Source organism: Streptomyces sp. DH-12 (assembly GCF_002899455.1).
In the GTDB taxonomy this organism is placed as follows: Bacteria; Actinomycetota; Actinomycetes; order Streptomycetales; family Streptomycetaceae; genus Streptomyces.
Genome location: NZ_PPFB01000001.1, coordinates 2242189 through 2257500, shown reverse-complemented (window position 1 = coordinate 2257500; position 15312 = coordinate 2242189). Strand labels below are relative to the sequence as shown.

Here is a 15312-nt window from a genome sequence, read left to right as displayed (position 1 = left end):
CACTGGATAGGCGATGGGCCCTACCGGGTTACTGACCTTAGCCAAACTCCGAATGCCGGTAAGTGAGAGCGCGGCAGTGAGACTGTGGGGGATAAGCTCCATGGTCGAGAGGGAAACAGCCCAGAGCATCGACTAAGGCCCCTAAGCGTACGCTAAGTGGGAAAGGATGTGGAGTCGCAGAGACAACCAGGAGGTTGGCTTAGAAGCAGCCACCCTTGAAAGAGTGCGTAATAGCTCACTGGTCTAGTGATTCCGCGCCGACAATGTAGCGGGGCTCAAGCGTACCGCCGAAGTCGTGTCAATCCAGCAGGTAGCCCCAACGGGTGCTGGGTTGGGTAGGGGAGCGTCGTCTGCCGGGTGAAGCAGCCGCGTAAGCGAGTTGTGGACGGTTGACGAGTGAGAATGCAGGCATGAGTAGCGATTCACACGTGAGAAACGTGTGCGCCGATTGACTAAGGGTTCCTGGGTCAAGCTGATCTGCCCAGGGTAAGTCGGGACCTAAGGCGAGGCCGACAGGCGTAGTCGATGGATAACCGGTTGATATTCCGGTACCCGCTGTGGAGCGTCAAACATCGAATCCAGTGATGCTAAGCCCGTGAAGCCGCCGGCTGAGTCTTCGGACGAGGTCGGAGTGGTGGAGCCGGTGACCCGAGCTGGTAGTAGGTGAGTGATGGGGTGACGCAGGAAGGTAGTCCATCCCGGGCGGTGGTTGTCCCGGGGTAAGGGTGTAGGACGTCAGGTAGGCAAATCCGCCTGGCACATAGTCTGAGACCTGATGCCGAGCCGATTGTGGTGAAGTGGATGATCCTATGCTGTCGAGAAAAGCCTCTAGCGAGTTTCATGGCGGCCCGTACCCTAAACCGACTCAGGTGGTCAGGTAGAGAATACCGAGGCGTTCGGGTGAACTATGGTTAAGGAACTCGGCAAAATGCCCCCGTAACTTCGGGAGAAGGGGGGCCACACTCGGTGATCCGATTTACTCGGTGAGCTGGGGGTGGCCGCAGAGACCAGCGAGAAGCGACTGTTTACTAAAAACACAGGTCCGTGCGAAGCCGTAAGGCGATGTATACGGACTGACGCCTGCCCGGTGCTGGAACGTTAAGGGGACCGGTTAGCTCACTTTCGGGTGGGCGAAGCTGAGAACTTAAGCGCCAGTAAACGGCGGTGGTAACTATAACCATCCTAAGGTAGCGAAATTCCTTGTCGGGTAAGTTCCGACCTGCACGAATGGCGTAACGACTTCTCGACTGTCTCAACCATAGGCCCGGTGAAATTGCACTACGAGTAAAGATGCTCGTTTCGCGCAGCAGGACGGAAAGACCCCGGGACCTTTACTACAGTTTGATATTGGTGTTCGGTTCGGCTTGTGTAGGATAGCTGGGAGACTGTGAAGCCTGGACGCCAGTTCGGGTGGAGTCGTCGTTGAAATACCAGTCTGGTCGTGCTGGATGTCTAACCTGGGTCCGTGATCCGGATCAGGGACAGTGTCTGATGGGTAGTTTAACTGGGGCGGTTGCCTCCTAAAGGGTAACGGAGGCGCCCAAAGGTTCCCTCAGCCTGGTTGGCAATCAGGTGTTGAGTGTAAGTGCACAAGGGAGCTTGACTGTGAGACCGACGGGTCGAGCAGGGACGAAAGTCGGGACTAGTGATCCGGCGGTGGCTTGTGGAAGCGCCGTCGCTCAACGGATAAAAGGTACCCCGGGGATAACAGGCTGATCTTCCCCAAGAGTCCATATCGACGGGATGGTTTGGCACCTCGATGTCGGCTCGTCGCATCCTGGGGCTGGAGTCGGTCCCAAGGGTTGGGCTGTTCGCCCATTAAAGCGGTACGCGAGCTGGGTTTAGAACGTCGTGAGACAGTTCGGTCCCTATCCGCTGTGCGCGTAGGAGTCTTGAGAAGGGCTGTCCCTAGTACGAGAGGACCGGGACGGACGAACCTCTGGTGTGCCAGTTGTTCTGCCAAGGGCATGGCTGGTTGGCTACGTTCGGGAGGGATAACCGCTGAAAGCATCTAAGCGGGAAGCCTGCTTCGAGATGAGGACTCCCACCCACTTGATGGGGTAAGGCTCCCAGTAGACGACTGGGTTGATAGGCCGGATATGGAAGCACGGTAACGTGTGGAGTTGACCGGTACTAATAGGCCGAGGGCTTGTCCTCAGTTGCTCGCGTCCACTGTGTTGGTTCTGAAACCACGAACAACCCCATGCCATGGTCACGGTGTGGTGCGGTTGAGTGTTTCACAGTGTTTCGGTGGTCATAGCGTAGGGGAAACGCCCGGTTACATTCCGAACCCGGAAGCTAAGCCTTACAGCGCCGATGGTACTGCAGGGGGGACCCTGTGGGAGAGTAGGACGCCGCCGAACAATTCTTACGAGGGTTGGTCCCTGAACTTCGGTTCAGGGACCAACCCTTTTTTGTTGTCCGTCACTTGACGTTCACGTTGCCTGCCGAGCATCGTCGGCATGGGAACTGCTGCACTGCTCAGGGCGGCCGGCGTCGGAGTCGGTGACGAGGTCGTCGTACCGGCCTTCGGCAACGTGGAGGTCGCGCAGGCCGTGACGCTCGCGGGAGCGCTGCCGGTGTTCGCCGACATAGATCCGGTGACGTACTGCCTGGACCCGGCTGCGGTCGAGGCGGAGCTGACTTCGCGGACCGCGGCGGTGGTGGTCGTCCACCGTTTCGGACGGTCCGCCGACATGGGGCAGTTGCACGCGCTCGGACAGCGGCGCGGGCTCCTGGTGCTGGAGCACGCGGAGTTGGACGCGTCGTCCCACGACGAGACGGCGCGGCGGAGGGAACGGGCCGCGTATCTCGATGCGCGGCTGCGGGGGGTGCGGACGCCGGAGGGAGGCGCCGGCCATAGCTATCACCAGTACGTCGTGCGGGTGCCCGGGAACGGCCGGCCCGACCGGGACGCCTTCGCACGTGCCGTACGGGCAAAGGGAGTTGCCTGCCGGATACCCGTGCGGACACCCGTGCACCGGCTTCCCGATTTCCGGTGTTCCGTGTCACTGCCGGAGACCGAGCGGGCCGCCGACGAGACGCTCGCTCTGCCCGTCGACGCCTCCCTGACCAAGCGGGACATGCACCGGATAGCGTCTGTGTGCAACGCGCTGGGAGGACTGCTCGCGCCTGCCCTCTGAGCGTGGTTGGGAGCACGGCTCCCTTCGGGGTATGATCTATTCCGTTGCCGCGAGGGAAACCGAAGCGACGACAGGCCCCTATAGCTCAGTCGGTAGAGCGTCTCCATGGTAAGGAGAAGGTCAACGGTTCGATTCCGTTTGGGGGCTCCAGGAAAAGGCCTCGCCCATTGGGCGGGGCCTTTCTCATGCCCGGAACGCGGTGGGAGTCAGTCCTGCTGCAGGCCCGGCACCCGCATCGCGAGGATCGCCATGTCGTCGGACGGCGCGTCCGAGGCGAAGCGTTCCACCGCGCGCATGATGCGAGCCGCGACCGCACCGGCCGTCAGGCCCGTACACGTGGTCAGCACCTCGGCCAGGCCGTCGTCGCCGAGCATCCTGGAGCCCTCGCGGCGCTCGGTGACGCCGTCGGTGACGCACAGCAGGACGTCGCCCGGGTCGAGCGTCACCGTCTCCTCGTACAGCTCCAGGTCCTCCAGGACGCCGAGGAGCGGTTGCGGCTCGGCCGCCGGTTCGACCGTGCCGTCCTGGCGGAGGCGGAGCGGCAGGGGGTGGCCGGCGCAGACCACCTTCAGCTCCGCGCTGCCGTCCTCCTGCGGGCGCATCTCGCCGTACAGGAGTGTGAGGAAGCGGCTGCGCTCCCCCTCGTCGAGGATCGCGGAGTTCAGGCGCTCCAGGACCGACGGGCCGCTGAGGCCCTCCCGGGCCAGCAGGCGCAGTGCGTGCCGGGCGAGGCCGGTGACGGCCGCCGCGTTCGGGCCCGTGCCGCAGACGTCGCCGATGGCGAAGCCGTAGGCGCCGTCGCTGATCGGGAAGAGGTCGTAGAAGTCGCCGCCGACCTCGTTGCCCTCGCCGGCCGCGCGGTAGATGACCTCGACCTCGACGCCGTCGATCTGCGGCAGTTCCGGAGGCAGGAGGCTGCGCTGGAGCGACTGGCTGATGGCCGTGCGCTCGGAGTAGAGACGGGCGTTGTCCAGGGCCAGGGCGGCCCGGCGGGACAGGTCCTCGGCGAGCTCCAGGATCTCCTGGCGGAAGTGCTCGTCGGTGGGCTTGCCGAGCGTCAGCATGCCGATGACGCGGTTGCGGGCCACCAGCGGGAGGACCACCGTCTCACCGCCGACCGCGGAGGCCGTGGCGAGGGTCGGGCCGATGCCGGTGGTGACGTGCCGGGTCGGGCCGCCGCTCAGGCCGAGGCTGCGCATGGACGTGCGCAGGGCCGCCTGGTGGGCGACCTCCGCGGGCGCGGACCAGACGCGGGCGCCGGGGGTGGGTACCGGGTCCGGCGGGGGGATCTTCGACAGCAGCGACTTGATGCCGTCGATGAGCTCCTCGTCCTCGTGCAGCACGTAGGACAGGTCCGGGTCGGAGGACTGGTCGGCGATCGTGTAGACCGCGCACCAGGTGGCGAGCGTCGGAACCGTCATCTGGGCCATGAGGGCCAGGGTCTGGTCCCGGTCGAGGGTGCCGGCCAGCAGGTCGGAGGCCTCGACGAGGAAGCTGAGGGAGCCGCGGCGCAGCCGTTCCAGTTCACCGAGGCGGGCGGACTCCACGGCCAGGGCGATGCGGTCCGCGGCGAACTGCAGGCGCAGCGCCTCCTCGTTGGAGTACCGGCCGGGAGCCTCGGCGGCGACGCCGAGGGAGCCGGTGAGGCGGCCCTCGACCTTGAGGGGCACGGTGACGACCGAGCGCATGCCGGTGCCGTTGAGGAGGGGGACCGCGCCGGGGACGGCCGTGAGGTCCTCGTGGACGGCCGGCATGCGGGCGGAGCCGTAGCGGCCGGGGCCGCCCTCGACGGGGACGCGCGCGAAGCGCTGGCGGGCCGAGGGCAGGCCGGTGGAGGCACGGACCTCCAGTTCCGTCTCGTCGTCGGTGGCGAGCAGCAAGAAGGCGGAGTCGCCGTCGAGCATGTCGCGGGCGCGCTCCACCGTGCGCTGCAGCAGGCCGTCGAGGTCGTCCGGGGCGGGGGAGCCGATGAAGACCTCGAACGGGTCGGTGCTCTGGCCCTCGGAGCCGCCCGAGGTGTCCGTGGCGGGGCCGCGGAGCGGGGTCTGCAGAACCGCCCGTTCGTGGTCGCGCACCAGGAGACAGACGGTTGACGGTTCGCCGTCGGTGTCCCGGACGCGCAGGTGGGAGGCGTACACGGGGATGACGCGGCCGTGGGCGCCCCGGATGCCGTAGCTGCCCTCCCAACGGGAGAGCTGGAGGGCGTCGGCGATGCCGGTGCCGGTGCCGGGGGTGTGCGGCCAGGCGGCGAGGTCGGTGAGGGGCTTGCCGGTGACCTGCTCCGCGGTGTAGCCGAACAGTTCCTCCGCGTCCTCGTTCCAGGCGGTGATGGAGCCGGCGCGGTCGATCTGGACGACGGCGACGCGGACCCGGGTGTCGGCGAGCGGCAGCAGGTGGGCGGGCAGGGCAGGGCCGGCGGCGCGGGTGCCGACCGGGCGGTCGGGGAGGTCGAGCTGGAACCAGACGGTCTTGTGGGTGGGCGTGTAGTCGACGCCCCAGTGGCCGGCCAGGGCGGCGCAGAGCTGGAGGCCGCGTCCGCCCTCGCGGTCGGGGCTGCCCATGTCGATCGGGGAGCCCTGGAGGGGGATCTCACGCTCGGGATACCGGTCGGCCACCTCGATCCGCACGCTGTCGTCGCTGCGCAGGCAGAGCAGGTCGGCGGAGGTGCCGGCGTGCACCACGGCGTTGGTGACCAGCTCGCTGGTGAGCACCACGGCGTCGTCGACGATGTCGCCGAAGCCCCAGCCCTGGAGGGTGTCACGGACGAAGGAACGGGCGCTCGCGACGGATCGTCCGACGGGCTCGAAGCTGGCGGCCGCGCGCGCGGTGATCACAGAACTCCTCGACCGGTTCTCGACGGGCATGGCTCCCTGGCCGGCCGGCTCCTGCCGCTGGTGCGGCAGGCCGTCCGCCGGCCGTGGGTCCGGGGGCTGTTCCCCAGGGATCAGTCCGGTGGTCATGTTGTGCGGCCGCCCCTCCGATGCCCGCTCGTCTTCGTGCCACCGCCCAGGCCGGACGTGCCGGCGTGGCTGGACAGCCGCATGCAAGGTTACTTACCTTCGCGGTCCGGGCGGAGGCCGGTCTGCGGTGTTTCCGTCCGAGGTGTTCGCCGTCCGGCGGGTGTGCGGACGATGTGCGAAGCTGCCGAACTGTTATGGCCTGGTTCCGCGAGGGTGAAACACTGGGCAGGCTGGTAGGGAAGGTCCGGGGAGGCAGTGTGGCGTCGGGGCCGGGTGGGCAGCAGCCCCCTGGCGGCGCCTCGGAACGTCGGGCACGGCATCCCGGTCCGACGGGAACAGCGATTCCGACGGGAAAAGCAACAAGGAGCAACGGGAGCACCCTGGACGGTGCGACCGGGCACAGCGGTAATGGTCGACCCCTGCGGGAGGGACACAGTGGAGTCTGGCGCAGCGACGCGGAGCACGAAGACGACGCGCGCGAAAGGCGGACAGTCCCTGAGCAAGGCGGGGAGGGCCCGGGGCGGCACCGTGACGGTGGAGGCGGCGGCCATGAACCGTCTGCTGGGCGCCCTGGTGGCGATGCGGGACGGAAACTTCCGCAAGCGCCTCACGGTGACCGGCGACGGCGTGATGGCGGAGATCGCGGCGGTCTTCAACGAGGTCGCCGACCGCAATCTGCACCTCACGGGCGAGCTGGCGCGGGTGCGCCGCATGGTGGGGCGTGAGGGCAAGCTCACGGAGCGGCTGGAGACGGGGCCCTCGGAGGGCTCCTGGGCGGCCGCGATCGATCACTCCAACGCCCTGGTGGACGACCTCGTACGGCCGGTCTCCGAGGTGAGCCGGGTGCTGTCGGCGGTGGCGGAGGGTGACCTGTCGCCGCGGATGGAGCTGCGGACGCAGGCGCCGGAGGGGACCGGGCATCCGCTGCGGGGCGAGTTCCTGAAGGTCGCGCGGACCGTGAACAACCTGGTCGACCAGTTGTCGACGTTCACCGACGAGGTCACGCGCGTGGCCAGCGAGGTGGGCACCGAGGGCAAGCTGGGCGGCCAGGCCCAGGTACGGGGCATGTCCGGGTCCTGGAAGGACCTGACGGACTCCGTGAACACGATGGCGGAGCGGCTGACGGCCCAGGTGCGCGACATCGCGCTGGTGACGACGGCCGTGGCGCGCGGCGACCTGTCCCGCAAGGTCACCGTGCACGTCGAGGGGGAGATGCTGGAGCTGAAGAACACCGTCAACACGATGGTGGACCAGCTCTCCGCGTTCTCCTCCGAGGTGACCCGCGTCGCGCGCGAGGTGGGCACCGAGGGCGCCCTGGGCGGCCAGGCGCAGGTGCCGGGCGTGGACGGCGTGTGGAAGGAGCTCACCGACTCCGTCAACACCATGGCCGGCAACCTCACCGCGCAGGTGCGCGGGATCGCCGAGGTGACGACGGCGGTCGCCAACGGCGACCTGTCGCGCAAGGTGACGGTGCCGGCGCGCGGCGAGGTCGCGCAGCTCGCCGAGACGATCAACCAGATGACCGAGACGCTGCGGATCTTCGCGGACGAGGTCACCCGAGTCGCCAACGAGGTCGGCGCCGAGGGGCGCCTGGGCGGCCAGGCCAACGTGCCGGGCGCGGCGGGGACGTGGAAGGACCTGACGGACTCCGTCAACACGGCGTTCCGCAACCTCACCGGACAGGTGAGGAACATCGCGCAGGTGACGACGGCGGTGGCCAACGGCGACCTGTCGCAGAAGGTCACCGTGGACGTCTCCGGCGAGATGCTCCAGCTGAAGAACACCGTGAACACGATGGTGGACCAGCTGTCGAGCTTCGCCGACCAGGTCACGCGGATGGCCCGGGACGTGGGCACCGAGGGACGGCTGGGCGGTCAGGCGCAGGTGCCCGGGGTGTCCGGCACCTGGAAGGAGCTCACCGACTCCGTCAACTCGATGGCCGGCAACCTCACCTCCCAGGTGCGGAACATCGCCCAGGTCACCACGGCGGTGGCGCGCGGTGACCTGTCGCAGAAGATCGACGTCGATGCGCGCGGCGAGATCCTCGAGCTGAAGAACACCATCAACACGATGGTCGACCAGCTGTCGTCGTTCGCCGACCAGGTGACCCGGGTGGCCCGTGAGGTGGGCACCGAGGGCATCCTGGGCGGGCAGGCGCACGTGCCGGGGGTCACGGGCATCTGGAAGGACCTGAGCGACAACGTCAACCTGATGGCGAAGAACCTCACCACCCAGGTGCGGAACATCTCCCAGGTGTCCGCGGCCGTCGCCAACGGCGACCTGACGCGGCAGGTCAGCATCGAGGCGCGCGGTGAGGTGGCGCAGCTCGCGGACACCATCAACACGATGGTGAAGACGCTGAGCGCGTTCGCCGAGCAGGTCACCAAGGTGGCCCGCGAGGTGGGCACGGACGGCATCCTCGGCGGTCAGGCGCACGTGCCGGGTGTGGCGGGCACGTGGAAGGACCTCACCGAGTCGGTGAACCAGATGGCGTCGAACCTGACCGGTCAGGTGCGGAACATCGCCATGGTCACCACGGCCATCGCCAAGGGCGACCTCACCAAGAAGATCGACATCGACGCGCGCGGGGAGATCCTCGAGCTGAAGACGACCATCAACACGATGGTGGACCAGCTGTCGTCGTTCGCCGAGGAGGTCACGCGGGTGGCCCGCGAGGTGGGCACCGAGGGCCAGCTGGGCGGCCAGGCGCGGGTGCGGGACGTGGACGGCACCTGGCGGGACCTGACGGAGTCGGTGAACGAGATGGCCGGGAACCTCACCCGGCAGGTGCGCGCCATCGCGCGCGTGGCGACCGCGGTGACCCGCGGCGACCTGAACCTGAAGATCGACGTGGACGCGTCCGGGGAGATCCAGGAGCTCCAGGACTACATCAACAAGATGATCGCCAACCTGCGCGACACCACGATCGCCAACAAGGAGCAGGACTGGCTGAAGGGCAATCTGGCCCGCATCTCCGCGCTGATGCAGGGCCGGCGCGACCTGGAGGACGTCGCCTCGCTGATCATGAGCGAGCTGACGCCGGTGGTGTCGGCGCAGCACGGCGCGTTCTTCCTCGCCATGCCGCTGGTGGACGGCGAGGACCTGGCCGCGGCGGACGACGACCAGTTCGAGCTGCGGATGCTCGGGTCGTACGGCTACTCGATGGGGTCCATGCCGACGTCGTTCCAGCCCGGTGAGGGGCTGATCGGCACGGCCGCGATGGAGAAGCGCACGATCCTGGTGGACAAGGCGCCCAGCGGCTACCTGAAGATCTCCTCGGGGCTCGGGGAGGCACCGCCGGCCCAGGTGATCGTGCTGCCGGTGGTGTTCGAGGGGAAGGTGCTCGGCGTCGTCGAGCTGGCGTCGTTCACACCGTTCACCGCGATCCAGAAGGACTTCCTCAACCAGATCGCCGAGATGATCGCGACCAGCGTCAACACCATCTCGGTCAACACCAAGACCGAGCGGCTGCTGCGGCAGTCCCAGGAGCTGACCGAGCAACTTCGGGAGAGGTCGGCGGAGTTGGAGCAGCGGCAGAAGGCGCTCCAGGCGTCCAACGCCGAACTGGAGGAGAAGGCCGAGCTGCTGGCCCGGCAGAACCGCGACATCGAGGTGAAGAACACCGAGATCGAGGAGGCGCGGCAGGTCCTGGAGGAGCGCGCCGAGCAGCTCGCGGTGTCCATGCGCTACAAGAGCGAGTTCCTGGCGAACATGTCGCACGAGCTGCGCACGCCGCTCAACTCCCTGCTGATCCTCGCCAAGCTGCTCGCGGACAACGCGGAGGGCAACCTCTCCCCGAAGCAGGTGGAGTTCGCCGAGACCATCCACGGTGCCGGGTCCGACCTGCTGCAGCTCATCAACGACATCCTCGACCTGTCGAAGGTCGAGGCGGGCAAGATGGACGTCTCCCCGACGCGCATCGCGCTGGTGCAGCTCGTGGACTACGTGGAGGCCACGTTCCGGCCGCTGACCGCGGAGAAGGGCCTGGACCTGTCCGTGCGGATCTCGCCGGAGCTGCCGGCCACCCTGCACACCGACGAGCAGCGGCTGCTGCAGGTTCTGCGGAACCTGCTGTCCAACGCGGTGAAGTTCACCGACTCCGGATCGGTCGAGCTGGTCATGCGGCCCGCCCGGGACGACGTCCCGCAGGCCATCAGGGAGCAGCTCCTGGAGGCCGGTTCGCTGACCGACCCGGACGCGGACCTGATCGCGTTCTCGGTGAGCGACACGGGCATCGGCATCGCGGCCAGCAAGATGCGGGTGATCTTCGAGGCGTTCAAGCAGGCCGACGGCACCACCAGCCGCAAGTACGGCGGCACGGGTCTGGGGCTGTCCATCTCGCGGGAGATCGCGCAGCTGCTCGGCGGTGAGATCCACGCGCAGAGCGAGCCGGGCCGCGGTTCGACGTTCACCCTGTACCTGCCGCTGCACCCGAGCGAGCTGCCGCCCAACGGCTACCAGCAGCCGCCCATGCCGGCGCTGGAGGCGGGGGACCTGGTGGCGTCGGCCGAGCTGACCGCGCCGGAGGCCGGGACCCCGGCGGAGGCGACCTCGTACCGGGAGACGCAGAACGGCCCGGCGGCGCTGTTCCGGCGCCGGCGCCGGGTCTCGCTTCAGCAGGACCAGCGGCCCCCCGCCGAGCTGGAGGAGTGGCCGGCCGTGGAACAGGAGCCGCAGGCGGCGCGGACCCCGCGCCGGGGCATCCGCTTCGGCGGGCAGAAGGTGCTGATCGTCGACGACGACATCCGCAACGTCTTCGCGCTGACCAGTGTCCTGGAGCAGCACGGCCTGTCCGTGCTGTACGCGGAGAACGGCCGCGAGGGCATCGAGGTGCTGGAACAGCACGACGACGTGGCGGTCGTGCTGATGGACATCATGATGCCCGAGATGGACGGGTACGCGACGACCACGGCGATCCGGCGGATGCCGCAGTTCGCCGGGCTCCCGATCATCGCGCTCACCGCGAAGGCGATGAAGGGCGACCGGGAGAAGGCCATCGAGTCGGGGGCCTCCGACTACGTGACCAAGCCGGTCGACCCCGATCACCTGCTGACGGTGATGGAGCAGTGGATGAGGGGGGAGTGAGGCCGGCGGCCGAGCGGCGTGCGAAGGTGAGGAGGAGCCGCGGGGAACGTGTGGAGCGGTCGACGCGTCGTGCGCGAAGTCGTGTAGAAGTGTGGTTTCGGGGAACCTTCTGGTCTCGCGCGGCGTTTCCGCTACGTGCACAGTGACATCGCGGTGACAGGGTGTGGCGACAGGCGGGGTGCGGCTACGATGACCGGCACGAGGACGGGCGGCGCAAGGGAGTCGTCCCCTGGGACGGCACCCACCGGTGCTGTGTCAGGTCCTGTGGACAGGGAGGGCCCCAAGCCGGGGCGAGGAGGGCGGGCCATGGTGCAGAAGGCCAAGATCCTCCTGGTCGATGACCGGCCGGAGAATCTGCTGGCGCTGGAGGCGATCCTTTCGGCGCTCGATCAGACGCTGGTGCGGGCATCGTCCGGGGAGGAAGCGCTCAAAGCACTGCTCACGGACGATTTCGCGGTCATTCTGCTGGACGTCCAGATGCCGGGCATGGACGGTTTCGAGACCGCCGCCCACATCAAGCGGCGGGAGCGGACCCGGGACATCCCGATCATCTTCCTCACCGCGATCAACCACGGCCCGCACCACACGTTCCGGGGGTACGCGGCGGGCGCGGTGGACTACATCTCCAAGCCGTTCGACCCGTGGGTGCTGCGCGCGAAGGTCTCGGTCTTCGTCGAGCTGTACATGAAGAACTGCCAGCTGCGGGAGCAGGCGTCGCTGCTGCGGCTCCAGCTCGAGGGCAGCGAGAAGGACACGGGGGAGCCGAAGGAGTCCGCCGGACTGCTCGCCGAACTGTCGGCGCGGCTCGCCGCCGTCGAGGAGCAGGCCGAGGCGCTCACCAAGCAGCTGAACGACGAGTCGACCGACGCGGCCGCGGTCGCCACGGCGGCCCATCTGGAGCGCAAGCTCACGGGATTGCGGCGGGCGCTGGACGCCCTCGACCCCGGGGCCGGGACCGCGTCGTCGATGTCCTCGCAGAACTGACCCCGCCCGCCCGGTCCTTGCCCGCCCCCGAGGGCCGTCCCGGTCCTGAGGGCGTGTCAACTCCGAGCCTCGGGGGCACCGCGCGTCAGTTTCACGCCTCGAAGCGGGCGACACGAACGGGTGAAGCATCCGCCACGCGTGTCACGTGCCGTCTCCCCCGGTAACCTCACACCATGGCCTCACGTCCCTCCGCAGCCAAGAAGCCGCCCGCGAAGAAGGCGGCCGCTTCCGCGAAGGTTCCGGCGAAGAAGGCCGCCGTCAAGAAAGCCCCGGCGAAGAAGGCGCCCGCCAGGAGGGCGCCCGCCAGGAAGGCGCCGGCGAAGAAGCCCGCCCCCGCCCCGAATCCGACCGGCGCCGTCTACCGGCTCGTCCGCGCCCTGTGGCTGGGTCTCGCGCACGCCGTCGGCGCGGTGTTCCGCGGCGTAGGGCAGGGCGCCAGGAACCTCGACCCGGCCCACCGCAAGGACGGGCTCGCGCTGTTGCTGCTCGGCATCGCGCTGATCGTCGCCGCCGGCACCTGGGCCGACCTCCAGGGGCCCGTCGGCGACCTGGTGGAGATCCTGGTCACCGGCGCGTTCGGACGGCTCGACCTGCTGGTGCCGATCCTCGTCGCCGTCGTCGCCGTACGGTTCATCCGGCACCCGGAGAAGCCCGAGGCCAACGGGCGGATCGTCATCGGCCTGTCCGCGCTCGTCATCGGCGTCCTGGGCCAGATCCACATCGCCTGCGGCTCACCCGCGCGCGCCGACGGCACGCAGGCCATAAGGGACGCCGGCGGCCTCATCGGCTGGGGCGCGGCCGCGCCGCTGTCGTCCACCATGACCGACGTCCTGGCCGTGCCCCTGCTGGTGCTGCTCACGATCTTCGGCCTGCTGGTGGTCACGGCCACCCCGGTGAACGCGATCCCGCAGCGGCTGCGCCAGCTCGGCGTGCGGCTGGGCCTGGTGCACGAGCCGGAGCCGGCGGAGTTCGGCGAGGACGACGAGCGCTACGAGGAGCAGTGGCGCGAGGCGCTGCCGCAGAGCCGCCGCAGGCGCCGCCCGGCGCCCCAGGAGTACGACCCCGAGCACGCGGAGGAGGAGGCGCCGTCCCGGCACCGGCGCCGCCCCCGCCGGTCCGCGGTGCCGCAGCCCGACGCCGGCCGGCCCATGGACGCCGTGGACGTGGCCGCCGCCGCGGCCGCCGCGCTCGACGGCGCCGTGCTGCACGGCATGCCGCCCTCGCCGGTCGTCGCCGACCTCACCCAGGGCGTCAGCACCGGCGACGACTACGAGCCGACCACGCCGACCCCGGTCCCGGCCGCCCGTCCGCAGCAGGACACGCCCAGGAAGGGCACGTCGCGGCGGAACGCGCCCGCCGACGACGAGGGGGCCCAGCAGCGGGAGCGGCCGCCCGCGGGCGTGCTCGACATGACCAAGGCGCCGCCGCGCGAACCCCGCGACCTGCCGGCGCGCGCCGAGCAGTTGCAGCTCTCCGGCGACATCACCTACTCCCTGCCCTCCCTCGACCTGCTGCACCGGGGCGGGCCGGGCAAGGCGCGCAGCGCCGCCAACGACGCCATAGTGGAGGCGCTGCGGAAGGTGTTCACCGAGTTCAAGGTGGACGCCGACGTCACCGGCTTCACCCGCGGCCCGACGGTCACCCGGTACGTCGTCGAGCTCGGCCCGGCCGTCAAGGTCGAGCGGGTCACCGCCCTCACCAAGAACATCGCGTACGCCGTCGCCAGCCCGGACGTGCGGATCATCAGCCCGATCCCCGGCAAGTCCGCGGTGGGCATCGAGATCCCCAACACCGACCGGGAGATGGTGAACCTCGGCGACGTGCTGCGGCTCGCGGAGTCCGCCGAGGACGACGACCCGATGCTGGTCGCCTTCGGCAAGGACGTCGAGGGCGGGTACGTCATGGACTCGCTGGCGAAGATGCCGCACATGCTGGTCGCCGGCGCCACCGGATCCGGCAAGTCGTCCTGCATCAACTGCCTGATCACCTCGATCATGATGCGGGCGACCCCGGAGGACGTCCGGATGATCCTGGTCGACCCCAAGCGCGTCGAGCTGACCGCGTACGAGGGCATCCCGCACCTGATCACGCCGATCATCACCAACCCCAAGCGGGCGGCCGAGGCGCTGCAGTGGGTCGTGCGCGAGATGGACCTGCGCTACGACGACCTGGCCGCCTACGGCTTCCGGCACATCGACGACTTCAACCGCGCGGTGCGCGAGGGCAAGGTCGAGCCGCCCGAGGGCAGCGAGCGCGAGCTGCAGCCGTACCCGTACCTGCTGGTGATCGTGGACGAGCTGGCCGACCTGATGATGGTCGCCCCGCGCGACGTCGAGGACGCCATCGTGCGCATCACCCAGCTCGCGCGCGCTGCCGGCATCCACCTGGTGCTGGCCACCCAGCGGCCCTCGGTCGACGTCGTCACCGGTCTGATCAAGGCGAACGTGCCCTCCCGGCTGGCGTTCGCCACCTCCTCGCTCGCCGACTCGCGGGTCATCCTCGACCAGGCCGGCGCGGAGAAGCTGATCGGCAAGGGCGACGGGCTGTTCCTGCCCATGGGCGCGAACAAACCCGTCCGCATGCAGGGCGCGTTCGTGACCGAGGAGGAGGTCGCGGCCGTCGTCCGGCACTGCAAGGAGCAGATGGCGCCCGTCTTCCGGGACGACGTCGTCGTCGGCACCAAGCAGAAGAAGGAGATCGACGAGGACATCGGTGACGACCTCGACCTGCTGTGCCAGGCCGCCGAGCTGGTCGTCTCCACCCAGTTCGGGTCGACGTCGATGCTCCAGCGCAAGCTGCGCGTCGGCTTCGCCAAGGCCGGCCGGCTGATGGACCTCATGGAGTCCCGGAACATCGTCGGACCGAGCGAGGGTTCGAAGGCGCGTGACGTTCTTGTGAAACCCGATGAGCTGGACGGCGTGCTCGCGCTGATCCGCGGGGAGTCCGAAGGGTAAGCGGCGGGAGCACGGTCGTCCTGCCGGGTCGTCCGGCCGGGCGATCGTGACCCTTCCGTAAGCGATCATCGGGCAACCGTTTCCCGTCGGCACACGTCAAGTTGGACGAAGTGTCGGACAGCAGGCCGACCATCGGAATGTCGGGCCATTCCGATGGCGTACATATACGAACGCCCGGTTGCCCCA

The 15312-nt window shown here is 68.7% G+C and carries 5 protein-coding genes, 1 tRNA gene and 2 rRNA genes (1 of these 8 only partly in view); 7 read left to right on the top strand and 1 reads right to left on the bottom strand.

Annotated features, from left to right (window positions below; genetic code table 11):
• The 4 genes from C1708_RS08935 to C1708_RS08920 all read left to right on the top strand — a co-directional run.
• Positions 1-2157, top strand: a 23S ribosomal RNA gene (locus C1708_RS08935); it begins 969 nt to the left of the window's first position.
• An 89-nt stretch (positions 2158-2246) separates the two neighbouring features.
• Positions 2247-2363 (top strand): 5S ribosomal RNA (gene rrf, locus C1708_RS08930).
• 99 nt (positions 2364-2462) lie between these two features.
• A complete protein-coding gene (locus C1708_RS08925; protein WP_106412154.1) occupies positions 2463-3143 on the top strand; it encodes a DegT/DnrJ/EryC1/StrS family aminotransferase in 681 nt (226 codons plus the stop codon).
• Between the two features lie 74 nt (positions 3144-3217).
• Positions 3218-3293 (top strand) — tRNA-Thr (locus C1708_RS08920).
• Between the two features lie 56 nt (positions 3294-3349).
• On the opposite strand, the gene C1708_RS08915 is transcribed toward C1708_RS08920, so the two are convergent.
• A complete protein-coding gene (locus C1708_RS08915; protein WP_106412153.1) occupies positions 3350-6103 on the bottom strand; it encodes a SpoIIE family protein phosphatase in 2754 nt (917 codons plus the stop codon).
• Between the two features lie 549 nt (positions 6104-6652).
• Here C1708_RS08915 and C1708_RS08905 point away from each other — a divergent pair.
• The 3 genes from C1708_RS08905 to C1708_RS08895 all read left to right on the top strand — a co-directional run bounded on the left by C1708_RS08905 (position 6653) and on the right by C1708_RS08895 (position 15126).
• Positions 6653-11188: a HAMP domain-containing protein gene (locus C1708_RS08905; RefSeq protein WP_241911206.1), complete on the top strand. Its 4536-nt coding sequence runs from the start codon at positions 6653-6655 to the stop codon at positions 11186-11188.
• Positions 11189-11494: 306 nt separating this feature from the next.
• Complete coding sequence (locus C1708_RS08900; RefSeq protein ID WP_106412151.1) at positions 11495-12172, top strand: response regulator; 678 nt, start codon at positions 11495-11497, stop codon at positions 12170-12172.
• A gap of 173 nt (positions 12173-12345) precedes the next feature.
• Complete coding sequence (locus tag C1708_RS08895) at positions 12346-15126, top strand: DNA translocase FtsK (protein ID WP_106412150.1); 2781 nt, start codon at positions 12346-12348, stop codon at positions 15124-15126.
• Positions 15127-15312 lie beyond the last annotated feature (186 nt).